Annotated in this window: 20 protein-coding genes; 6 read left to right on the top strand and 14 right to left on the bottom strand. The window is 70.2% G+C overall.

Features of this window, described 5'->3' with window-relative positions; all coding sequences use genetic code 11:
• Positions 1-77: 77 nt before the first annotated feature.
• From ACZ6Z4_RS21230 to cpt, 4 genes are all read left to right on the top strand, one after another.
• Positions 78-338 (top strand): hypothetical protein, encoded by a 261-nt coding sequence (locus ACZ6Z4_RS21230; protein WP_465566942.1) that lies wholly within the window; start codon positions 78-80, stop codon positions 336-338.
• Between the two features lie 75 nt (positions 339-413).
• The gene (locus ACZ6Z4_RS21225; protein ID WP_465566939.1) at positions 414-917 is read left to right on the top strand and encodes a SigE family RNA polymerase sigma factor; all 504 of its coding nucleotides are present in this window, start codon (positions 414-416) and stop codon (positions 915-917) included.
• Entirely contained in the window at positions 914-1,546 is a 633-nt protein-coding gene (locus ACZ6Z4_RS21220; RefSeq protein WP_465566935.1) for a hypothetical protein, read from the top strand. Before ACZ6Z4_RS21225 ends, ACZ6Z4_RS21220 begins: the two co-directional genes overlap by 4 nt.
• Positions 1,547-1,555: 9 nt before the next feature.
• Complete coding sequence (gene cpt / locus ACZ6Z4_RS21215) at positions 1,556-2,089, top strand: chloramphenicol phosphotransferase CPT (RefSeq protein ID WP_465566932.1); 534 nt, start codon at positions 1,556-1,558, stop codon at positions 2,087-2,089.
• A 4-nt stretch (positions 2,090-2,093) separates the two neighbouring features.
• On the opposite strand, the gene guaA is transcribed toward cpt, so the two are convergent.
• From guaA to ACZ6Z4_RS21175, 8 genes are all read right to left on the bottom strand, one after another.
• On the bottom strand, positions 2,094-3,644 hold the full coding sequence (gene guaA, locus ACZ6Z4_RS21210) for a glutamine-hydrolyzing GMP synthase (protein ID WP_465566929.1): 1,551 nt from the start codon (positions 3,642-3,644) through the stop codon (positions 2,094-2,096).
• Between the two features lie 61 nt (positions 3,645-3,705).
• Entirely contained in the window at positions 3,706-4,380 is a 675-nt protein-coding gene (bioD, locus tag ACZ6Z4_RS21205; protein WP_465566926.1) for a dethiobiotin synthase, read from the bottom strand.
• Positions 4,377-5,522: an 8-amino-7-oxononanoate synthase gene (locus tag ACZ6Z4_RS21200; RefSeq protein WP_465566923.1), complete on the bottom strand. Its 1,146-nt coding sequence runs from the start codon at positions 5,520-5,522 to the stop codon at positions 4,377-4,379. Before ACZ6Z4_RS21200 ends, bioD begins: the two co-directional genes overlap by 4 nt.
• Positions 5,522-6,823, bottom strand: a complete 1,302-nt coding sequence (bioA, locus tag ACZ6Z4_RS21195; protein ID WP_465566920.1) for an adenosylmethionine--8-amino-7-oxononanoate transaminase — start codon at positions 6,821-6,823, stop codon at positions 5,522-5,524. Before bioA ends, ACZ6Z4_RS21200 begins: the two co-directional genes overlap by 1 nt.
• On the bottom strand, positions 6,816-7,001 hold the full coding sequence (gene bsaP / locus ACZ6Z4_RS21190) for a biotin synthase auxiliary protein BsaP (RefSeq protein WP_363666103.1): 186 nt from the start codon (positions 6,999-7,001) through the stop codon (positions 6,816-6,818). Before bsaP ends, bioA begins: the two co-directional genes overlap by 8 nt.
• On the bottom strand, positions 6,998-7,987 hold the full coding sequence (bioB, locus tag ACZ6Z4_RS21185; RefSeq protein ID WP_465566914.1) for a biotin synthase BioB: 990 nt from the start codon (positions 7,985-7,987) through the stop codon (positions 6,998-7,000). Before bioB ends, bsaP begins: the two co-directional genes overlap by 4 nt.
• Before the next feature lie 445 nt (positions 7,988-8,432).
• A complete protein-coding gene (locus tag ACZ6Z4_RS21180; protein WP_465566912.1) occupies positions 8,433-10,136 on the bottom strand; it encodes a GMC oxidoreductase in 1,704 nt (567 codons plus the stop codon).
• Positions 10,137-10,172: 36 nt separating this feature from the next.
• Positions 10,173-11,765 (bottom strand): succinic semialdehyde dehydrogenase, encoded by a 1,593-nt coding sequence (locus tag ACZ6Z4_RS21175; RefSeq protein WP_465566909.1) that lies wholly within the window; start codon positions 11,763-11,765, stop codon positions 10,173-10,175.
• Between the two features lie 137 nt (positions 11,766-11,902).
• On the opposite strand from ACZ6Z4_RS21175, the gene ACZ6Z4_RS21170 reads away from it, so the two are divergent.
• Together ACZ6Z4_RS21170 and ACZ6Z4_RS21165 are read left to right on the top strand one after the other, a co-directional pair.
• Positions 11,903-13,348, top strand: coding sequence for a hypothetical protein (locus ACZ6Z4_RS21170; RefSeq protein WP_465566907.1), 1,446 nt, complete (start codon positions 11,903-11,905; stop codon positions 13,346-13,348).
• 117 nt (positions 13,349-13,465) lie between these two features.
• Positions 13,466-14,044 (top strand): TIGR03086 family metal-binding protein, encoded by a 579-nt coding sequence (locus ACZ6Z4_RS21165; protein ID WP_465566904.1) that lies wholly within the window; start codon positions 13,466-13,468, stop codon positions 14,042-14,044.
• 17 nt (positions 14,045-14,061) lie between these two features.
• Here the strand turns inward: ACZ6Z4_RS21165 and ACZ6Z4_RS21160 are convergent, their stop codons facing one another.
• The 6 genes from ACZ6Z4_RS21160 to groL form a co-directional block, all read right to left on the bottom strand.
• A complete protein-coding gene (locus ACZ6Z4_RS21160) occupies positions 14,062-14,442 on the bottom strand; it encodes a hypothetical protein (protein WP_465566901.1) in 381 nt (126 codons plus the stop codon).
• A 103-nt stretch (positions 14,443-14,545) separates the two neighbouring features.
• Positions 14,546-15,652: a GuaB3 family IMP dehydrogenase-related protein gene (locus ACZ6Z4_RS21155; protein ID WP_363666116.1), complete on the bottom strand. Its 1,107-nt coding sequence runs from the start codon at positions 15,650-15,652 to the stop codon at positions 14,546-14,548.
• Between the two features lie 26 nt (positions 15,653-15,678).
• On the bottom strand, positions 15,679-17,190 hold the full coding sequence (gene guaB, locus ACZ6Z4_RS21150) for an IMP dehydrogenase (RefSeq protein ID WP_465566896.1): 1,512 nt from the start codon (positions 17,188-17,190) through the stop codon (positions 15,679-15,681).
• A 129-nt stretch (positions 17,191-17,319) separates the two neighbouring features.
• Complete coding sequence (locus ACZ6Z4_RS21145; protein ID WP_465566893.1) at positions 17,320-18,765, bottom strand: hypothetical protein; 1,446 nt, start codon at positions 18,763-18,765, stop codon at positions 17,320-17,322.
• On the bottom strand, positions 18,758-19,378 hold the full coding sequence (gene shbA / locus ACZ6Z4_RS21140; protein ID WP_465566890.1) for an RNA polymerase sigma factor ShbA: 621 nt from the start codon (positions 19,376-19,378) through the stop codon (positions 18,758-18,760). Before shbA ends, ACZ6Z4_RS21145 begins: the two co-directional genes overlap by 8 nt.
• Before the next feature lie 211 nt (positions 19,379-19,589).
• Positions 19,590-21,209: a chaperonin GroEL gene (gene groL, locus ACZ6Z4_RS21135; RefSeq protein WP_465566886.1), complete on the bottom strand. Its 1,620-nt coding sequence runs from the start codon at positions 21,207-21,209 to the stop codon at positions 19,590-19,592.
• Positions 21,210-21,266: the final 57 nt, after the last annotated feature.

Genomic DNA, 21,266 nt, shown 5'->3' with positions numbered 1-21,266 from the left:
CCAGGAACCCACGGCAGCCGTGGTGGGTGTCGGCGCTGTTCGCTGTCACACCTGCGTGCCTTTTACTGTTTCGCCACGTGCTGGGCGCCTGGACGGTCTGGATCATTGCGGCTCTCGGGCTGCTGTACCTCACCCTCCGGGCTGTTCGGCCTCGGGCCGTGGCTGCGGTCGCCGGCCCGTACGCACTGGTCGACGCTTCCGCGGTCGCGTTGATGGTGCTCCTGTTCCTCGTAGCCGGCGACTACTTTCCGACCGCCCTCACCATCACGCTGGGAGCACTGGCGCTTGCGACCTGTCTGACACTCGGCGAGGTCTGTCGACGGCGGGAGCGGGAGTGAGCTTCGGGGGCATGCAACCTTCGGCGGTGGTTCTGCCTCTTCGTCGGTATGCAGGGTGATGTGGAGACCGCACCGGTGAGCACGCGGGCCGACTTCGAGGGCTACGTGTCTGCTCGGTACGGCGCGCTGCTGGGCCTGGCGTACCTGCTGACGCAGGACCGCGCGCTGGCCGAGGATCTGGTCCAGAGCACGCTGACCAGGTGCTGGCTGAGCTGGCACAAGGTGCAGGCCGAGGACCCGACGGGGTACGTGCGCCGGGTGATGGTCAACACGCACACCGAGTGGTGGCGCCGGCGGCGCGGCGGCAAGGAGGTGCCGACCGACGACCTGGCGGCGGTGGCGCCTCCGGCGTACGGGGCTGTGCAGCTGGTCGAGCACTCCGACCTGATGCAGGCGCTGCGGCGGCTGCCGAAGCGGATGTGCGCCGCGGTCGTCCTGCGGTACTTCGAAGACCTGTCCGAGGCCGAGACGGCCGACGTGCTGGGCTGCTCGATCGGGACGGTGAAGAGCCAGACCCACCGGGCGCTGACGAAGCTGCGCGTCGATCTCACCTCCCAAGCGACCGTGGAGAGCCGATGAACACCGATGAGCTACGCACGCTGCTGAAGGAGGCGGGCCGGCCGGTCGACTCCCCTGGTGACCCGGTCCCCGTCATCCGGCGCAGGGCGAAGCGCTACCGGAGGCGGCAGGTTGTCGCGGCCGTTGCCTGTATGGCGGTGGTTGCCGCCGGTGTGGTGAGTGCGGTGGACCTGTGGCCACGCGGACAGGCTGAGCCTGCTGGGCCGGTCGCTACCGAGTTCCTGCTGCAGGAGCTCGACGACACCCCGCTGCAGGTCGGCGACCGGCAGCTGTTGGGAGACCCGGCGCCGCACCGCGAGCTCGAGGCGAACGGTGGGCTGTACCTGGCGGTCGACGGGCTCGTGCCCGGCGACCTGGTGCGGGTACGGACGGCCTGTCCGAACGCGACCGCGGCCGATCCGGTGATGCTGTCGGTGTCGCTGAACTCGTACCAGGAGCAGCAGCTCGACCCGCGAGCGACGCCACCGGGCACGCCGGTGCCGGGCGCGCGCCGGGTCGCGTGCACCGACTCGATCAGCAGTACCGACTTCGTCGTACCGGCCAGATGGGCCTGGTACGCGCTGGTCCAGGTCGGGATGAGGGCGAACGAGATCCGCAGCGTGAAGCTCGAGGTCGCGGCGTACCGCTAGCGTGGCCTGGTGATTCAGGTGATCGTGCTGAACGGTGGATCGAGCTCCGGCAAGTCACGGCTGGCCCGGGAGCTGCAGGGACTACTGCCGGGCGCTTGGCTGAGCCTGAGCATCGACGATCTGGTGGACGCGATGCCGCCGGCGCTCGTCAGCGGCGGGGACGGGATCGGGTTCGGGGACGCCGGTGAGGTGTCGGTGGGTGAGCAGTTCCGGGCGCTGGAGACGGCCTGGCTCGCGGGGATCGCGGCGATGGCCAGGGCGGGAGCGCGGGTGGTGCTGGACGACGTGTTTCTCGGTGGCGCGGAGTCGCAGAGCAGGGTTCGCACGCAGCTCGAGGGGCTCGACGTCCTGTGGGTGGGCGTTCGGTGCGCGCCGGAGATCGCCGCGGAGCGGGAGAAGGCCCGCGGCGACCGGACGACCGGGATGGCGGAGCTCCAGGCGGAGGTCGTGCACGAAGGCGTGCACTACGACCTGGAGGTTGACACCGGGGTGAGTGCTTCGCTGGAGTGCGCCCGCGCGGTTGCCGCGCGGGTCGACTCCTAGCGGGCTACTCCCACTCGATGGTGCCCGGCGGCTTGCTGGTGATGTCGAGGGTGACGCGGTTGATCTCGTCGACCTCGTTGGTGATCCGGGTGGAGATCTTCTCCAGTACGTCGTACGGCAGCCGGGCCCAGTCGGCGGTCATCGCGTCCTCGCTGGTGACCGGGCGCAGGACGACCGGGTGGCCGTAGGTGCGGCCGTCGCCCTGGACGCCGACCGAGCGGACGTCGGCCAGCAGCACCACCGGGAACTGCCAGATGTCGCGGTCCAGGCCGGCCGCGGTCAGCTCGGTGCGGGCGATCAGGTCGGCGGCGCGGAGGATCTCCAGCCGGTCCTTGGTCACCTCGCCGACGATCCGGATCGCCAGGCCCGGGCCCGGGAACGGGTGCCGGTAGACCAGCGACTCGGGCAGGCCGAGCGCGACGCCGAGCTCGCGAACCTCGTCCTTGAACAGCGTCCGCAGCGGCTCGATCAGCGAGAACTGCAGGTCGTCGGGCAGGCCGCCGACGTTGTGGTGCGACTTGATGTTGGCCGCGCCGGTGCCACCGCCGGACTCGACGACGTCCGGGTAGAGCGTGCCCTGGACCAGGAACTCGATGTGCCGCTCGGCGTCCAGCTTGCGCGCGGTCGCCTCGAAGGTCCGGATGAACTCGCGGCCGATGATCTTGCGCTTCTGCTCCGGGTCGGTGACCCCGGCCAGCGCGGCCAGGAACTGCTCCTCGGCGTCGACGACCTCGAGCCGCGTCCCGGTGACCGCGACGAAGTCTTTCTCGATCTGGTCGGACTCACCGGCGCGCTGCAGCCCGTGGTCGACGTACACGCAGGTGAGCTGGTCACCGATGGCCTTGCTGACCAGAGCAGCAGCGACCGCGGAGTCCACACCGCCCGACAGCGCGCAGAGGACCTGCTTGTCGCCGACCTGCTGGCGGATCAGCTCGACCTGCTCGTCGACGACGTTGCTGGTCGTCCAGTCACCGGTGCAGCCGGCGATGTCGTACAGGAAGTGCTCCAGCACGGCCTGCCCGGCCTGCGAGTGCAGGACCTCCGGGTGCCACTGCACACCGGCCAGCCGGCGGTCCAGGTCCTCGAAGGCGGCGACCGGCGCACCACCGGACGCGGCCAGTACGGCGAAGCCCGCCGGCGGCGCGTGCACGGCGTCACCGTGCGACATCCAGACGTTCAGGTCCTCCGGGATCCCGGCCAGCAGCGTGCCGGCCTCGCTGACCGTGACCGGTGTCCGGCCGAACTCGCGCAGCCCGGTCTTGCGGACGTCGCCGCCCAGCGTCTGCGCCATCGCCTGGAACCCGTAGCAGATCCCGAACGCCGGGACGCCGGCGTCGAACAGCCCGGAGTCGACCCGCGGCGCGCCCTCGGCGTACACCGACTGCGGGCCGCCGGACAGGATGATCGCCTTCGGCTCGCGGGCCAGCATCTCCTCGACCGGCATCGAGTGCGGCACGATCTCGGAGTACACCTTCGCCTCGCGCACCCGGCGGGCGATCAACTGCGCGTACTGCGCACCGAAGTCGACGACGAGAACCAGGTCATGATCAGTCACGCCTAGAGGGTATCGGTGCTGGTCAGCCGGGCTGTAATCGCGCTGGACAACCTGTCCGGCGTCAGCTGACCGGAGCCGCGGTGAACCACGCCGGCGCGGCTGCCCGGAAGCTCGCCTGGTCCAGCGCCCCGGCCCCTTCCGGGACACGGCCCAGCACCGGTACGCCGGTGGTCGCGGGCAGGTCGTCGGCGTTGCACTGCTCGGCCAGGTCCGGCTCTTCCGGCCAGGACCCGATCACCAGTCCGGCGATCGGGAGCCCCCGGGTGCGCAGCGCCTCGACAGTGAGCCCGGTGTGGTTCAGCGTGCCGAGCCCGGAGCGGCAGACCACGACGAACGCGAACGGCACGGTCAGTAGTGCGGCCAGGTCGGCCAGGTCGTGCCCGTCCTCGTCCAGCCCGACCAGCAGTCCCCCGGCGCCTTCCACCAGAACCAGGTCGCGCTCGGCGGCCAGGTCGTCGACCGCCTTGGCGTGGGTGTCGACCGAGGGCAGCGCGAGTCCCTGCCGCCGCCCGGCCGTCGTAGGAGCCAGCGGGTCGAGCAGGCGGATGCCCTCGTGCAGGTCGGTCAGGCCGGTGAGGCGCTGGACGTCCTGCAGGTCTCCCGGCTCGTCAGCGGTCACACCTGTCTGTGCAGGCTTCATCACCGCAACGCTGCCGGAGGCTGCAGCAGCCAGCGCGGCGGTGACGACGGTCTTGCCGACCCCGGTGTCGGTCCCGGTGACGATGAGGACGGTCACGAGACCTCCTGGATAGCGGCGGTGATGGTCTGACACGCGTGGTCGAGCTCAGCGGACGACAGCCCGGCGCGAGCGGTCAGCCGCAGCCGGCTGATGCCGTCGGGCACAGAGGGCGGCCGGAAGCTTCCGACCCGTACGCCGTTCGCCAGGCACAGCTCAGCGGCCCGGACCGCCTCGCGAGGACCAGGCATCGGCACGGAGACCACAGCACCAGCGGATGGCGTGACACCGCACTCTGCGGCCAGCCGGAGCGCTGTGCTGTGAATGGCGTCGGGCAGCGAGGGGTCATCGGCCAGGACCTGCAGCGCGGCGAGGGCAGCAGCGCAGGCAGCGGGGTTGAGACCCGTGTCGAAGATGAACGGCCGAGCCCGGTTGACCAGGTGCTCGCGCAGGATCGCCGGACCGAGTACGACGCCGCCCTGGCTGGCCAGCGCCTTGGAGAGAGTCACGGTGACCACTACATGGTCGAGCCCGGCCAGCCCGGCTGCTGCGACTCCCCCGCGGCCGCCGCCGGTGACACCCACCCCGTGGGCCTCGTCGACGAGCAGGACAGCGCCGTGCTCCAGCGCGACGGCTGCCAGCGCGGCCAGCGGCGCTGCGTCGCCGAGGACGCTGTAGACCGATTCGACCAGCACCAGAGCGCGGGGCTCGTTGCGGTTGGCAAGAGCCTTGCCGACGGCTTCGACGTCGTTGTGCGGAACGATCTGCACACGGGAGCGGGCGAGCCGGCAGGCGTCGACCAGCGAGGCGTGCACGTGGGCGTCGGAGACCAGGAGCGTGTCAGGCCCGCCCAGTGCGGTGACGACACCCAGGTTGGCCAGGTAGCCGGAGGAGAAGGCCAACCCGGCTTGATGTCCTGTGTAGGCAGCCAGAGCGGTCTCCAGCTCAGCGTGCAGTGAAGTCGTGCCAGTGACGAGCCGAGAGGCAGTCGCACCAGCACCCCACTCCCGCACAGCAGCTGCTGCAGCCTCCACCACTTGGGGATGGCGAGCCAGCCCCAGATAGTCGTTGCCGGCCAGATCAACCAACTGCTCGCCGGACGATCGAGCGCACAACCGACGAGTCAACCCGCGGGCTTCCCGCTCGGCAGCCAGCGGCGCCAGCCACTCCCCGAGCAGTCCGCCGCCGGGCGCCTCCGACATCAGTTGCCCTCGGCAATGGCTTCGGTGATCGCCGAGGTGATCGTCGCGATCTCCTCGTCCGTGCACACGTACGGCGGCATCGTGTACACGAGATCCCGGAACGGCCGCACCCACACACCACGCCGCAGCACAGCCTCCGTCATCCGCGGCAAGTCCACCGGCCCACCGAGCTGCACCACCCCAACAGCACCGAGCACCCGCACGTCCTTCACCCCGGGCAACTCAGCAGCGGGCGCCAGACCAGCAGACAGCCCGGCCGAGATGCGCGAAACCTCAGCAGACCAGTCGGACGCCAGCAACAAGTCGATGCTCGCCAGAGCGACCGCACAGGCCAGCGGGTTCGCCATGAACGTCGGTCCGTGCATCAGCGCGCCGCCAGGCCCGCCCGACACCGTCCGCGCCACGTCCGTCGTACAGAGCGTGGCAGCCATCGACAGGTAGCCGCCGGTCAACGCCTTGCCCACGCACAGGATGTCCGGCTCGACACCTGCGTGCTCCGACGCGAAGAGCGTTCCGGTACGTCCGAAACCGGTAGCGATCTCGTCCAGGATCAGCAGGAACCCGTACTCGTCGGCCAGCTCCCGCAGCAGCCGCAGGCACGCCGGGCTGTACGGGTACATCCCACCGGCCCCCTGCAGGATCGGCTCGACCACGATCGCCGCCACCTCGTCGCGATGCGCAGCGGCCAGCGCACGCATCGTCTCGGCCCAGGCCAGGTACTCCGGGTCGTCAGCAGCCCGTGAGAACCCAGCCGGAGGCTGCGGCCCGAAGACCTGCTCCTTCAGCGCCCCGGTGAACAGCGAGTGCATCCCGTTGACCGGGTCGCACACGCTCATCGGCGCGAACGTGTCGCCGTGGTAGCCACCGCGCACAGTGAGCATCCGCGTCCGCCCGGAGAAGCCGCGCGCGACCTGGTACTGCAGCGCCAGCTTCAGCGCCACCTCGACCGACACCGACCCGCTGTCGCAGAAGAACACGTGCTGCAACGGCTCCGGCGTGATCTCCACCAGCCGCTCCCCCAGCCGGACCGCCGGCTCGTGGGTGAGCCCGCCGAACATCACATGGCTGAACGAATCGACCTGCTCCTTCACCGCAGCGTCCAGCACCGGATGGCGGTAGCCGTGGATCATGCACCACCACGACGCCATCGCATCGATCGCCTCGACCTCACCACCGCGCCCGTCCGCCAGCGTCAGCCGTACGCCGGAAGCGCCGGTGACCAACCGCGTCGGCGACGGCTCGGTCAGCGAGGCGTACGGGTGCCAGAGCAGCGCCGCGTCCTGCGCGAGCAGGTCAGCCATGGATCTCACCGTGCACCGAGCAGCGGGCCGACCAGCCCATCGGGTGCACCTGGACGACCATCCGCCGCCGGCACTGGTCGCAGTAGCGCGGCGGCTCCATCGCGAGCGCCGTACGGCAGTTGTCGTGGCCGCTGCCGGTCAGCTCCTGACCGCAGTGGCCGCAGTACCCAAGCGTCATAGCGTCTTCTGGAGCTCCTTCACCGGCATCTTCAGGTCGGCCAGCAGGTCCAGGTCCGCGGTCGCCGGGCGGCCGAGGGTGGTCAGGTAGTTGCCGACGATGACCGCGTTGATGCCGCCGAGCAGGCCCTCGCGGGTGCCCAGGTCGCCGAGGGTCAGCTCGCGGCCACCGGCGTACCGCAGGATCGTCTTCGGCATCGCCAGCCGGAACGCCGCGATGGTGCGCAGCGCGTCCTTGCCGGCCATCACCTCCAGGTCGCCGAACGGCGTCCCCGGCCGCGGGTTCAGGAAGTTCAGCGGGACCTCGTGCGGCTCCAGCTCGGCCAGCTGGGCGGCCAGCTCGGCGCGCTGCTCCAGCGTCTCGCCCATCCCGACCAGGCCGCCGCAGCACAGCTCCATGCCGGACTCCTTGACCATCACGCAGGTCTCCCAGCGCTCCTCGAAGGAGTGCGTGGTGACCACGTCGCCGAAGTACGAGCGGGCCGACTCGAGGTTGTGGTTGTAGCGGTGCACGCCCATCGCGCGCAGCTCGTCGACCTGCTCCTGGCTGAGCATGCCGAGCGAGCAGGCGATGTTGATGTCGACCTCGGCGTTGATCGCCTCGATGCCGGCCTTGACCTGCGCCATCAGCCGCGCGTCGGGCCCGCGGACGGCGGCGACGATGCAGAACTCGGTCGCGCCGGTCTTCGCGGTCTCCTTGGCCGCCTCGACCAGCTCGGGGATGTTCAGCCAGACCGAGCGCACCGGCGAGGTGAACTGACCGGACTGGGAGCAGAAGTGGCAGTCCTCGGGGCAGCCGCCGGTCTTCAGGGAGATGATCCCCTCGACCTCGACCTCCTCACCGCACCACTTCACCCGGACGTCGTGCGCCAGCGCCAGCAGGTCGGCCAGCTGGTCGTCGGGTGACCGCAGCACCTCCACCAGCTGCTCCTGGTTCAGACCGGCACCACGGCCAAGGACCTGCTCACGGGCGACGTCGAGGATCATGCGGGTCACAGTAGGCCAGCCGTGGCGATCCGCACTGCGAGGGGCGTCACGCTGCCCCGAAAGAAAGCCGGAAAAGTTTTTGCCGAACCTCGTAACCCCTTGTAGACGGGCTCGTTGATGTGTGCAGAGGCGGTCGCCGCAAGGAAGACCGCCACTCCGAAACCTGGAGTATTACGAACAGCACGCAGAGTGATCACATTCACTCGCTGCCGCTCGAAACTCCAGATTGAGGATGTAGAGTGAGGTTACGAGCTCGGGTCGCCAGCTGTGGTTGGTGACCCGATCCCAAAGCGCCGGGCGCCTCACCCCGGCTTGAGTGGGTCCCTCGGGAAACGATTTGGGCGGAAACGTTCCCGAGGGACCTGCTCCCTTTTCTGGCACTAAACACAAACCCTCAGCTCCGGAAATACCTCGAAGCTGAGGGTTTTTCGCTATTTCCAGCCAGTTACGGTTTCGTCACAGGCTGATTGATCTCGACAATCGGCAGCCGCAACGCACCCGGCGCATCGGCCGGTACGACCGGGTGCTCCGGCGCCACCGCGGTCACTCGCTGGTACGCCGTACCGGCCGCCGGCCGCGGATCCGGCTGCCCCTTGTTCGGCCAGAACGCCAGCGCCCGCTCCGCCTGGGCGGTGATCGTCAGCGACGGGTTGACACCCAGGTTCGCCGAGATCGTCGACCCGTCCACGATGTGCAGCCCGTCGTACCCGTAGACCCGGTGGTACGCGTCGACCACGCCCGTCTCGGCCGAGTCACCGATCGCGCAGCCGCCGATGAAGTGCGCCGTCATCGGCACGTTGAACGGCTCCCCGATCGTCCCGCCCGGCGTCCCGCGCATGATCGTCGCCATCCGCCGGACCACCTGGTTCGCGACCGGGATCCAGGACGGGTTCGGGGCACCGTGCCCCTGTTTCGAGGTCAGCCGCCAGCGGCCGAACCGGTCCCGCCTGCCGAAGGTGGTGATCGAGTTGTCCGCGGTCTGCATCACCAGCGCGATCACCGTCCGCTCCGACCAGTGCTTCAGGTCGTACAGCCGCCGGATGTTCTTCCGCTGGATCCCCAGCTCACGCAGCCAGGTCCGCCAGCGCGGCCGGTCCCCGTCGCCGTCGGTCAGCACGGTCTGCAGCAACGACATCGCGTTGCTGCCCTTGCCGTAGCGGACCGGCTCGATGTGGGTGATCTCGTCGGGGTGGAACGACGACGTGATCGCCACCCCGCGGCTGTAGTCGACGTCGCGGTCCTTCGCGATCGCGCCAAGCAGGGACTCGGAGTTCGTCCGGGTCAGTACGCCGAGCCGGCGCGACACCTTCGGCAGTTTGCCCTCGTCGCGCAGCCGGTGCAGCAGCTTCGCCGTCCCGAGCGCGGAGGCGGCGAAGACCACCTGCTCGGCGGTGAACCTGCGCGTGAGCTTGCGGTTCGACGTACGCCGGGTCTCGACCGCGTAGCCGCCGCCGGGCAGCGGCTCGACCGACGTCACCGTGGTCATCGGGAAGACCTCCGCGCCGGCCTTCTCGGCCAGGTAGAGGTAGTTCTTGGTCAGCGTGTTCTTCGCGTTGTGCCGGCACCCGGTCATGCACTCGCCGCAGTCGATGCACCCCGTACGCCGCGGCCCGGCGCCGCCGAAGAACGGGTCGTCGACCTCGACCCCGGGCTCGCCGAAGAACACCCCGACCGGCGTCGGGTGGAAGGTGTCCCCGGCCCCCATCTCGTCGGCGACCTGCTTCATCACCTCGTCGGCCGGCGTGAAGTGCGGGTACGTCGTGACGCCGAGCATCCGCTTGGCCTGGTCGTAGTACGGCGCCAGCTCGGCCTTCCAGTCGGTGATGTGCGCCCACTGGCGGTCGGCGTAGAAGGCCGGCAACGGCTCGTACAAGGTGTTGGCGTAGACCAGGCTGCCGCCGCCGACGCCCGCGCCGGACAGGATGATCACGTCCCGCAGCGCGCTGATCCGCTGGATCCCGTACCAGCCGAGCGACGGCGCGAACAGGAACCGGTTCTTGTCCCAGGAGTTCTTCGCGAACCCCGCGTCGTCGAACCGCGCGCCCGCCTCCAGGACCGCGACCTGGTAGCCCTTCTCGGTCAGCCGCAGCGCGCTCACGCTGCCGCCGAACCCGGAGCCGATGATCAGCACGTCGTGGTCGAAACTCATGCCGTCCTCCTTCGTGCAGCCTGGCCGGTGGGCACCCTACGCGCGTCCCAGTTTCTTCAGCACCCGCATGGCCGTGACCAGCACCTCGGCGTACGTCTCGTCGCTGATGCCGTGCGACGCGGCGATCGGCAGCACCCGCTGGGTGGCGATCGCCTGCGGGTCGACGTACCGGCGGATGCCCTCGACGCCCTGGCGGCGGCCGAGGCCGGAGGACCGCATGCCGCCCATCGGGGTGTCGATCGAGCCGAAGGTCGCGGCGTAGCCCTCGTTGACGTTGACCGTGCCGGCCACCAGCTGGGCCGCGATCGCGCGGCCGCGGCGGCCGTCGCGGGTCCAGACGCTGGCGTTCAGGCCGTACTCGCCCTCGTTCGCGCGCTCGATCGCCTCGGACTCGTCGGAGAACCGGTAGAGCGAGACGACCGGCCCGAAGGTCTCGTTGTCGAAGCACTCCATCTCCGGCGTCACGCCGGACAGCACGGTCGGCTCGTAGAACAGCGGGCCGAGGTCCGGACGGGCCTTGCCACCAGCGAGTACGACGGCGCCCTTGGCCTTGGCATCGTCGACGTGCCGGCTGACCGTCTCCAGCTGCGCCTTCGAGATCAGCGAACCCATGTCGACGTCCCAGCCGGTGCCGGCCGAGAGCCGCAGCTTCTTCACCCGGTCCAGGAACGCGGTCACGAACGCGTCGTAGATCTGGTCGGCGACGTACAGGCGTTCCATCGAGACGCAGAGCTGGCCGCCGCTGTTGAAGCAGGCCCGGATCGCGCCCTCGGCCGCGCGGTGCACGTCGGCGTCGCGCAGCACGAGCATCGGGTTCTTGCCACCAAGCTCGAGGCTGGCGCCGATCAGTCGCTCACCGGCCTGCTGCGCGACCAGCCGGCCGGTCCTGGTCGAGCCGGTGAAGCAGATGTAGTCGACGTTCTGGATGATCGCTCCGCCGACAGTCGGGCCGTCACCGTTCACGACCTGCCAGGCGTCGCGCGGCAAACCGGCCTCGTGGAGCAGCTCGACCGCTCGCAGCGCGGTCAGCGGGGTCTGGCTGTCCGGCTTGAGCACGACCGCGTTTCCGGCCAGGATCGCGGGCAGGCCGTCGGAGATCGCCATCGTCAGCGGATAGTTCCAGGGCGAGATGATCCCGACGACGCCCTTCGGCACGAACCGCTGCTCGGCCCGGGTCAGCACCGGGAACATGCCGAGCTTGCGCTGCGGCCCGAGCAGCTCGGCCGCCTTGCGCGCGTAGTACCGGGCGGTCAGCGCGACGTGGCCGACCTCCTCGAAGGCCTGCTTGCGGGCCTTGCCGGATTCCAGGATGACCAGGTCGACCAGCTCGTGGCGGTGGTCGAGCACGAGGTCGTGGTACCGGAGCAGGATCGCGGCCCGGTCGGCCAGCGACGTGCCCTTCCAGCTGCGCTGCGTCCGGCGCGCGGCCCGGACCGCGGCGACCACGTCGTCGGCGCTGGACAGCGGCAGCTCGGCGACCGGCTGCCCGGTGGCCGGCGCGTACGACGTACGGGTGCCTGCCGTGGCCCGGAGCAGACCGCTCAGCCGCCGGACGGCCGACTGGTCGGTGGCCCAGGACGCGGTCGGGTCCAGCTCGGGGTCCGCGGGGATCGAGGTCTGCTCGCTCATTGACCCAGGCTACCTGTGGGTAATCAGATGTGTCAGTAGTGCGCCATTGGCACGGGACTCACGGGTCGAGGTGAGGTGGATCACTGCGGTTGGCACTAAGGTGATCCGTTGAGTCAGCGAAGGGGTGGAAGCACACGATGGTGGACAGCGGGGGGCTTTGGACGCCTCCTGAGGACGAGCTCGGTGAGGCGCTGCAGACCGCCCAGGTGCTGATCGAGGAGGGCCGCGCCGACGAGGCCGGGCCCTACCAGCAACGGGTGATCGAGCTGGCCCGGGAGCGGGCCAGCGACCGGCCGGACCACTACGAGGCCAAGCACCTGATGGCGGCCACGCAGTACGAGCTGGCCGGCTCGCTGAACGCGTCGGGGCGGCACGAGGAGGCGCTGGCCGCGCTCCACGAGGCCCAGCTGGGCTACACCGAGCTGAGCGACGCCGGCGTGCTGGACGCGACCTCGTTCCTGGCCGACGTCCGGGCCCGGCGGGCGATGACGCAGGCGCATCGCGGGTGGGGCGCCACCGCCGTACTGGAGATGGACGGCGCGGTGATCGCGTACGGACAGCTCGTCGGCGGGCCGGACAGTCTGCACCACCAGCCCGACTTCGCCCGGGTGCTGGCGATGAACGCACTCATCCTGCGCCGGTACGGCGACCCGGACCTGGCGGTGGCCTCCGCCGACGCCGCCGTGCAACTGTTCCTGCAGCTGGCCGGGCAGATCAACGAGAGCGCCCAGTCGCTGTCCTACGCGCGGTACCTGTGCTCCGCGACCGCGGTGTCGGCCGACATCCACGCCGCCGAGAGCCGGCTCGACCTGGCGCTCGAAGCGGACGAGATCGGACTCAGTACGGCGGACACGCTCGCCGACTCGGAGTCCGCGACCGACCTGCGCACGCTGGTCGCCGCGCTGGCTCGCAAGGGCCGGCACCTCAACCAGGTCGGACGCGTCCTCGAAGGTGAGAACTGCCTGCGGACCGCGTTCGCCACGGACGAGGAGGCGGCGCAACGCGTCGTCGACGAACTGGACCGCGGCATCCCGCCGTCGCTGCGGACCGCGCTGGAGACGGCCGAGATCAAGCTCGGGCCGTTCGAGCAGTACTACCGGCTGCTGGCACTGAGCGAGCCGGCACCGGGGATGACGCTGGCGACCGTCTCGGGCCGGACGGATCCGGAGTCGGCCTGCGTGCGCGCGACCGAGCTGGCCGAGCTGGTCCGCCCGCTGCTCGCGCACGACGCGGAGACCGCGCTGACGCTCGGGCTCGAGGCGCACTACCTGTTCGCGATCTCGTCCGAGCGCGAGTCGCACCGGATGCGCTACGAGACCAGCACCTACGCGCCGATCTGGGCACGGCTGCTGCTCGACATCTCCGAGGCGTACCACGCGGCCGGGCAGACCGAGATGGCGCTCGACCTCGCGGGCTGGAGCGCCGAGGTCGCGACCGCGCTGATCCCGTTCACCACCAGCGACACCGAGGTCGCCGACCTGGCCGGCTCCTGCTACCGCCACCACGGCGACCTGCTGGCCGCCAAGGGCGACTTCCTGGCGTCGCAGCACGCGCACGAGGCGGCGGCTCAGCTGCAGACGTGACAGTCGCGAAGTACGGCGACGACCTGGACGCCGTCGCGACCGGTTGCCGCCGCCGACCTGGCCCGGATTGACCGCTCGGCGTAGCGGGCGCACTCTGGCGCTGAGGGGGCGAGCGCCATGGATGTTGTCGAGATGCATCAGCGGGCCGGGGCGGAGTTCGTTCGGCAGGTGGGGGCGGTTGGTGCCGAGCAGTGGGGTGCGCCGACGCCGTGCTCGGAGTGGGACGTGCGGGCGCTGGTGAACCACGTGGTCGGCGAGGAGCGGTGGGCGGTGCCGTTGCTCGCGGGACGATCGATCGCGGACGTCGGTGACACGCTGGACGGGGATCTGCTGGGCGAGGATCCGGCGGCGGCTGCGGCGGAGGCCGCTTCGGCGGCGGTTGGAGCGACGGCCGACGCGGTTCCGGTCGTGCAGCTCTCGTACGGCGAGGAGGACACCGGCGAGTACCTGCGTCAGCTCTCGGCCGATCTGCTGGTGCACGGGTGGGATCTCGCGGTGGCGATCGGGGCAACGCCGCGGATGGATCCGGAGGTCGTCAGTGAGGTCGCCGGGTGGTTCGCGCAGCGGGAGGCGGCGTACCGGGACGGTGGGGCGATCGCGGAACGGGTGCCGAGTGGATCCGATCCGGTGGCTCGGTTGCTCGGGGCGTTCGGGCGGGACGTGACCTGGACAGCTGACAACGCACAGCTGTCCTGAACGGCGGCGGCCCGGGGCTAGGCCTGCAGGGCTCCGACGAACAGGCCGGCTTCGGCTTCGGTCATGCCGGTTTCGCTGACCACCAGCGCGGTCGCCTGGTGGAGCTCACCGGACGCCTTCAGCGCCCGGGTCCGCTCGGCGAGATTCGTGCCGGGGAGCCGGACGACCGGCGTACCGGTGACCGGGGGGACATAGCGGCCGAGGCGGATGTCGTCGACCAGCTCCTTGGCGTGCTTGAGCTCCGACCCGGTCCGGTCCATCACGTACTTCACCGCGAAAACGCTCTTCCGCGTGGTGAGCAGGAAACGGACCTGGTCGACGTCCTCGGAGGAGAGTTGCGCCCGCGCAGCGGCGAGGGCGACGTTGTCGGCTTCGGTGCGGCGGCTGAACAGTCCCATAGGCCAATCCTTCCAGAACCGCCCAACCCACGAGCAGCCGCCACAGGTGTCTCACCTCACGAACGGCGAGTCCACCCCTCGACCGCGGCGGTCCGTCAGAATGTCAGCCCACGACAACTTCGACGCGCTGGAACTCCTTCAGCTCGGTGTACCCGGTGGTGGCCATCGCGCGCTTCAGGGCGCCGACCAGGTTCATCGTGCCGTCCGGGACCCAGGACGGGCCGAACAGGATCTGCTCCATGGTGCCGGTGACGCCGACCTCGACCCGCTCACCGCGCGGGAGGTCCGCGTGCCACGCTTCGGCGCCCCAGTGGAAACCGCCACCGGGGGCGTCGCTCGCGCGGGCCAGCGGCGAGCCGACCATCACCGCGTCGGCGCCGCAGGCGATCGCCTTCGCCACGTCGCCCGAGCGCCCGACCGAGCCGTCGGCGATGACGTGCACGTACCGACCGCCGGACTCGTCCATGTAGTCGCGCCGGGCCGCGGCGACGTCGGCGACCGCCGACGCCATCGGCACCGCGACACCGAGCACCTTGCGGGTCGTGTGCGCGGCGCCGCCGCCGAAGCCGACCAGTACGCCGGCCGCGCCGGTCCGCATCAGGTGCAGCGCGGCCTGGTGCGTCGCGCAACCGCCGACGATGACCGGGACGTCGAGGTCGTAGATGAACTGCTTCAGGTTCAGCGGCTCGGCCTGGCCGGAGACGTGCTCGGCCGAGACCGTCGTACCGCGGATGACGAACAGGTCGACACCCGCGTCGACCACGTGCTTGGCGAACTGCTTGGTCCGCTGCGGCGACAACGCACCGGCGACCGTGACACCGGAGTCGCGGATCTCCTGCACCCGCTGCGAGATCAGCTCGGGCTTGATCGGCGCCGAGTAGATCTCCTGCAACCGGGTGGTGGCCTGCTCGCGCCCGAGGGTGACGATCTCCTCGAGCAGCGAGCTCGGGTCCTCGAAGCGCGTCCACAGACCCTCGAGGTTCAGCACACCGAGACCGCCGGCCTTGCCGATCGCGATCGCGGTGGCCGGCGACATCACCGAGTCCATCGGCGCGGCCAGGATCGGCAGTTCGAAGCGGTACGCGTCGATCTGCCAGGCGACCGAGACCTCCTCGGGGTCCCGGGTCCGCCGCGACGGCACGATCGCGATGTCGTCGAACGCGTACGCCTGCCGGCCGCGCTTGGCCCGGCCGATCTCGATCTCGGTCATCTGGTGGTTGTCCTAACGTTGGCGGGTCAGCGGCCGGAGTAGTTCGGCGCTTCGACCGTCATCTGGATGTCGTGCGGGTGCGACTCCTGCAGGCCGGCCGAGGTGATCCGGACGAACCGGCCCTTGTCCTGCAGCTCCGGGACCGTGCGGGCGCCGGTGTACCACATCGACTGGCGCAGGCCGCCGATCAGCTGGTGGGCGACCGCGGACAGCGGGCCGCGGTACGGCACCTGGCCCTCGACACCCTCGGCGATCAGCTTCTCGTCGCTGCCGACGTCGCTCTGGAAGTACCGGTCCTTGGAGTACGACTTGCGCAGGCCGCCGGACTGCATCGCGCCCAGCGAACCCATCCCGCGGTACGCCTTGAACTGCTTGCCGTTGATGAAGACCAGGTCGCCCGGCGACTCCTCGCAGCCGGCCAGCAGCGAGCCCAGCATCACGGTGTCGGCGCCGGCGACCAGCGCCTTGGCGATGTCACCGGAGTACTGCAGACCACCGTCGCCGATCACCGGGACGCCGGCCGGCTTGCAGGCCAGCGACGCCTCGTAGATCGCGGTCACCTGCGGGACGCCGACGCCGGACACGACGCGCGTCGTACAGATCGAGCCCGGGCCGACGCCGACCTTGACGCCGTCCGCGCCCGCGTCGACCAGCGCCTGCGCGCCGCCGCGGGTCCCGACGTTGCCGCCGACGACGTCGACGCCGCGGGTGGCCGGGTCGGCCTTGAGCTTGCGGATGATCTCCAGCTGGGCCTGGGAGTGACCGTGCGCGGTGTCCACCACGAGCAGGTCGACGCCGGCCTCGACCAGGGTCATCGCGCGCTTGTACGCCTCGCCGAAGAAGCCGATCGCGCCGCCGACGCGCAGCCGGCCGGTCGCGTCCTTGGTGGACAGCGGGAACTGGTCGCGCTTGACGAAGTCCTTCAGCGTGATCAGGCCGGTCAGCTTGCCCGCGTCGTCGACCAGCGGCAGCTTCTCCACCTTGTGCCGGCTGAGCAGCGCCATCGCGTCGTCGGCGGAGATGCCCTGCTTGCCGGTGATCAGCGGCTGCTTGGTCATCACCTCGCGGACCGGCCGGTCCTGGCTGGTCTCGAAGCGCATGTCGCGGTTCGTCACGATGCCGACCAGGACGCCGGCGTCGTCGACGACCGGGACACCGGAGATCCGGTACTGGCCGCACAGGGCGTCGGCCTCGCCGATGGTGGCGTCCGGGCCGATGGTGATCGGCTGCGCGATCATCCCGGACTCCGAGCGCTTGACCAGGTCGACCTGCTGGGCCTGGTCCTCGATCGAGAGGTTGCGGTGCAGCACGCCCAGGCCGCCCTGGCGGGCCATCGCGATCGCCATCCGGGCCTCGGTGACGGTGTCCATCGCGCTGGACAGCAGCGGGATGTTCACCTCGATGTTGCGGCTGACCTTGGAGCGGGTGATCGCCTCGGACGGGATCACGTCGGACTCGTTGGGCTGCAGCAGCACGTCGTCGAAGGTCAGACCGAGGACGGCGAACTTGTCGGGAACTCCGGAGGGGGTGATGTCCATGAGGGTTGCAGGCACCTTTGCACGGCGAGAACGGGACACCATGGTATGCCGCCCGCGCCTGGTCCCCCGCATCGGTCCCCGCGGCTGTGGACAAGGCGGGTTCCGTGGGGGAACCCGCCTTGTGTCAGGTCAGCGGCCGGTCGGGTGGTTCAGCACCCAGAGGATCTGGCGCAGGGTGACCGGGTTCATCGAGCCGTGCGCCCGCTCGAAGGCGGCGTGCCGGCCCTCGACGTACTGGCCGTTGGAGTGCTTGCCCTTGGCGTACTGCTGCTTGGCCCAGCCCAGCGAGAACTGGCCGTTGGAGTGCTTGGCCGAAGCCTCGAGCCGCTTGTTCACGTACTGCTCGAGGCGGGTCGGCTCGGCCGGCGTCTCGGGCGGCAGCGCCGGCTTGGCGTCGTCGGCGGGCGTGGAGTCGTCGGCCGGCTTGGAGTCGGTCGCGCCACCGGTCTGGTCGGCGCCGTCGGTCTGGCCTGCGCCGCCGGTCTGGTCCGCGCCACCGGTCTGCTCGCCGTCGTTGCGGCCGCCACCGGTCTGGTCACCGGCCGGCTGGTCCTCCGGCTTGGTGTCACCCGGCTTGGTGTCGCCCGAGCCGGTCTGGGTCTCCCCGTCGCCGACGCCGGTCTGGCCGCCGGGGACACCGGTCTCGCCACCCGGCGTACCGGTCTCGCCGCTGCCTTCGCTCGGCTGCGTCGACGGGTCCGAACCAGGCGTGTCGGTCTGGCCGTTGTTGTTGCCGCCGCCACCCTCGCTGGGCTGGTCGGTCGGCTCCTCGGTCGGAGTGGTCGGCGGCGGGTCCGTCGGCGTGGTCGGCGGGTCCGTGGGCTCGTCGACCGGCGTGCTCGGCGGGTCGCTCGGCTTGTCCGTCGGGTCGTCGGTCGGCTCGTCCACCGGAGTGGTCGGCTTGTCGACCGGCTTCTCCTCGCCCGGCTGGGCCGGCGGGAGCAGCGGGTCGCGGGTACCGGCCTTGTCCTCCACCTTCGGCGGCTCGGGCCGGGCCAGCGGCGGCTTCGGCATCACCGTCTCGAGCTCGGTCAGCCCGAGCGCGAGCGGATCGGTCAGCCGCTGCTCGGCCTTGCGCTGCTCGACCTCGCGCAGGTCGGCCTGCTTCTGCTGGTAGTCCTTGGCGACCTTGACGATCTTGGACTTGTCGACGACCGGCATGCCGTCGAGCTGTTCCTTGGGGAAGCTCGTCTCCGGCCGCAGCTGCTCGACGACCTTCTCGACGATCTTCTCGTACGGCGCCAGCGGGTCGCCGTTCACCGCGGCCGCGACCCCCGACACCGACAGCGCGGCCACGGCGGCGACGCCGACGGCCAGACCGCGGGCGGCGATCTTGCGGGTGAACGGGTCGGTCACCGGGTTCAGGGCCGCGCAGCGGGCCAGGAACGTCTCCGGGTCGTCGATGGTCTCCACCGGGAGCTCACCCTCGACCTCGACCGCGAGCCGGAGATCGGCCAGCAGTTTCAGCGTCGGGTCGTGCTCGCCCGCCTCCCACGCGGACTCCCCACCGGCTGCGAGCAGGTCGAGCAGCGCGTCGTCGGCTTCGATCGCGTCTAAGTCAAAGCGCTCAGCCATTCCGCTCCTCCCCTGCTCCTCGCTCGAGCTTTGCCTCATGCCCCACAAACCCCCTGAGCGTGTTCAACGCCCGATGTTGTGCGACCCTCACCGCCCCCGGTGTCATCCCCAGTGCCCGGCCGGTCTCTTCGGCTGACATCCCCGCTACCACCCGGAGCCGCAGGATCTCCCGCAGCTTCTCCGGCAATCTTTCCAGCAGGCCCACGATGTGCTGGACCTCGGAGTGTCTGACCGCGTGCTCTTCCGGCGTCGGGGACTCGTCGGCCCCGTCCGGAAGGTCCGGTGTCGACACGTCGGCGACCGCGAACGCACGCTGGGCGTCGGCGACCTTGCGGGCCGCGATCCCGTACACGAACGCCTCGAACGGCCGTCCCTCGTCGCGGTAGCGCCCGAGCGCCCCGAAGACCGCGACACAGACCTCCTGCGCGACGTCGTCGACCATGTCGGCGCCGCCGGGATAGGTCCACAACCGGGACCGCACGTACCGATGAGCGACCGCGCGCACCCTGGTCAGCAGATCGTTCAGAGCCCCCGGATCCCCACCCGCCGCCAGTGCGGCCAGATCCCTGAGCTCGACCCGGTCGTGGGTGTGCGGCATTTGAACCTCGGTCACCCCTCGCCCCCTCGTGTAAGACCGGTCAGCCTGCAAGATGCTACGGCTCGGACGCCCCGCTGCCTAGTGGCAATTCGTGATCACTGAGCAATTTTCATTACAACCTGTCACTACCCCCGGGTATCCACAGGCCGAACACGAAACTGCCCGGCCGGTCCGAGGACCAGCCGGGCAGTTCGGTACTACCAGGTACTGCGGTGGTACGGAGGAATCAGTGACCGTGACCGTGGCCGTGACCGGCGGCGGCGGGCTCCTCTTCCTCGGGCTTGTCGACGACCAGGGTCTCCGTGGTGAGGAGCAGGGCCGCGATCGAGCCGGCGTTGGCCAGCGCGGAACGGGTCACCTTGACCGGGTCGAGAACACCCTGCGCGAGCAGGTCGCCGTACTCACCGGTGGCGGCGTTGAAGCCGCTGCCGACCTCGAGCTCCGCGACCTTGGCGGTGACGACGTAGCCCTCGTTGCCGCCGTTCTCGGCGATCCAGCGCAGCGGCTCGACGACCGACTTCTTGACGATCCGGACACCGGCGAGCTCGTCGCCCTCCAGGCCCAGGCCGTCCTCCAGCACCGAGGCGGCGTGGACGAGAGCGGAGCCGCCACCGGCGACGATGCCCTCCTCGATCGCCGCACGGGTCGCCGAGACGGCGTCCTCGATGCGGTGCTTCTTCTCCTTGAGCTCGACCTCGGTGGCCGCGCCGACCTTGATCACGCAGACGCCACCGGCCAGCTTGGCCAGCCGCTCCTGCAGCTTCTCGCGGTCCCAGTCGGAGTCGGTGCGCTCGATCTCGGCCTTGATCTGGTTGACCCGGGCCTCGATCTCGTCGGTCTTGCCGGCGCCCTCGACAACGGTGGTGTTGTCCTTGCTGACGACGATCCGGCGCGCGGTGCCGAGCACCTCGAGGCCGACCTGGTCGAGCTTCAGCCCGACCTCGGGAGCGATCACCTGCGCGCCGGTCAGCGCGGCCAGGTCCTCCAGCATCGCCTTGCGGCGGTCACCGAAGCCCGGCGCCTTGACGGCCACGGAGGTGAAGTTGCCGCGGATCTTGTTGACCACCAGGGTCGACAGCGCCTCGGCCTCGACGTCCTCGGCGATGATCAGCAGCGTCTTGCCCGACTGCACGACCTTCTCCAGCAGCGGCAGCAGGTCCGCGACGGCGGAGATCTTGCCCTGGTTGATCAGGATGTACGGGTCGTCCAGCACCGCTTCGCCGGCCTCGGCGTCGGTGATGAAGTACGGCGAGATGAAGCCCTTGTCGAACTGCATGCCCTCGGTGAACTCGAGCTCGGTGCCGAAGGTGTTGCTCTCCTCGACGGTGATCACACCGTCCTTGCCGACCTTGTCGAAGGCGTCCGCGATCAGGCCGCCGATCTCGGCGTCCCGGGCGGAGATGGTGGCGACGTGGGCCATGTCGCCCTTGTCGTCGACCGGACGGGCGGTCTCGACCAGCCGGGCCGACACGGCCTCGACGGCGGCCTCGATGCCCTTCTTCAGGCCCATCGGGTTGACCCCGGCGGCGACGGCCCGCAGGCCCTCGTGCACCAGCGCCTGCGCCAGCACCGTGGCGGTGGTGGTCCCGTCACCGGCGATGTCGTTGGTCTTGGTGGCCACCTCCTTGGCCAGCTGCGCGCCAAGGTTCTCGAACGGGTCGTCCAGCTCGACCTCACGGGCGACGGTGACACCGTCGTTGGTGATGGTCGGGGCGCCCCACTTCTTGTCCAGCACGACGTAGCGGCCCTTCGGCCCCAGCGTCACCTTCACCGTGTTCGCGAGCTTGTCGACGCCACGCTCCAGGGCGCGCCGCGCGTTCTCGTCGAACTCGAGGATCTTCGGCATGGAAAAACCAGTCCCTCTCTGAATTCTTGCGTTCAATGGCCCAGCCGGTTCTGGACC

Source organism: Kribbella sp. NPDC104740, from assembly GCF_055583505.1.
This window is presented reverse-complemented; position numbering and strand designations above follow the sequence as displayed.

What these genes read in the sequence shown, in the direction of transcription:
- ACZ6Z4_RS21200 (WP_465566923.1), bottom strand. Translation starts at nt 5,522, where the DNA reads ATGTCGGAGGCGCCCGGCGGCGGACTGCTCGGGGAGTGGCTGGCGCCG.
- ACZ6Z4_RS21165 (WP_465566904.1), top strand. Translation starts at nt 13,466, where the DNA reads ATGGATGTTGTCGAGATGCATCAGCGGGCCGGGGCGGAGTTCGTTCGG.
- ACZ6Z4_RS21160 (WP_465566901.1), bottom strand. Translation starts at nt 14,442, where the DNA reads ATGGGACTGTTCAGCCGCCGCACCGAAGCCGACAACGTCGCCCTCGCC.
- ACZ6Z4_RS21180 (WP_465566912.1), bottom strand. Translation starts at nt 10,136, where the DNA reads ATGAGTTTCGACCACGACGTGCTGATCATCGGCTCCGGGTTCGGCGGC.
- ACZ6Z4_RS21155 (WP_363666116.1), bottom strand. Translation starts at nt 15,652, where the DNA reads ATGACCGAGATCGAGATCGGCCGGGCCAAGCGCGGCCGGCAGGCGTAC.
- ACZ6Z4_RS21170 (WP_465566907.1), top strand. Translation starts at nt 11,903, where the DNA reads ATGGTGGACAGCGGGGGGCTTTGGACGCCTCCTGAGGACGAGCTCGGT.
- bsaP (WP_363666103.1), bottom strand. Translation starts at nt 7,001, where the DNA reads ATGACGCTTGGGTACTGCGGCCACTGCGGTCAGGAGCTGACCGGCAGC.
- guaB (WP_465566896.1), bottom strand. Translation starts at nt 17,190, where the DNA reads ATGGACATCACCCCCTCCGGAGTTCCCGACAAGTTCGCCGTCCTCGGT.
- bioA (WP_465566920.1), bottom strand. Translation starts at nt 6,823, where the DNA reads ATGGCTGACCTGCTCGCGCAGGACGCGGCGCTGCTCTGGCACCCGTAC.
- ACZ6Z4_RS21145 (WP_465566893.1), bottom strand. Translation starts at nt 18,765, where the DNA reads ATGGCTGAGCGCTTTGACTTAGACGCGATCGAAGCCGACGACGCGCTG.
- ACZ6Z4_RS21175 (WP_465566909.1), bottom strand. Translation starts at nt 11,765, where the DNA reads ATGAGCGAGCAGACCTCGATCCCCGCGGACCCCGAGCTGGACCCGACC.
- bioB (WP_465566914.1), bottom strand. Translation starts at nt 7,987, where the DNA reads ATGATCCTCGACGTCGCCCGTGAGCAGGTCCTTGGCCGTGGTGCCGGT.
- groL (WP_465566886.1), bottom strand. Translation starts at nt 21,209, where the DNA reads ATGCCGAAGATCCTCGAGTTCGACGAGAACGCGCGGCGCGCCCTGGAG.
- ACZ6Z4_RS21220 (WP_465566935.1), top strand. Translation starts at nt 914, where the DNA reads ATGAACACCGATGAGCTACGCACGCTGCTGAAGGAGGCGGGCCGGCCG.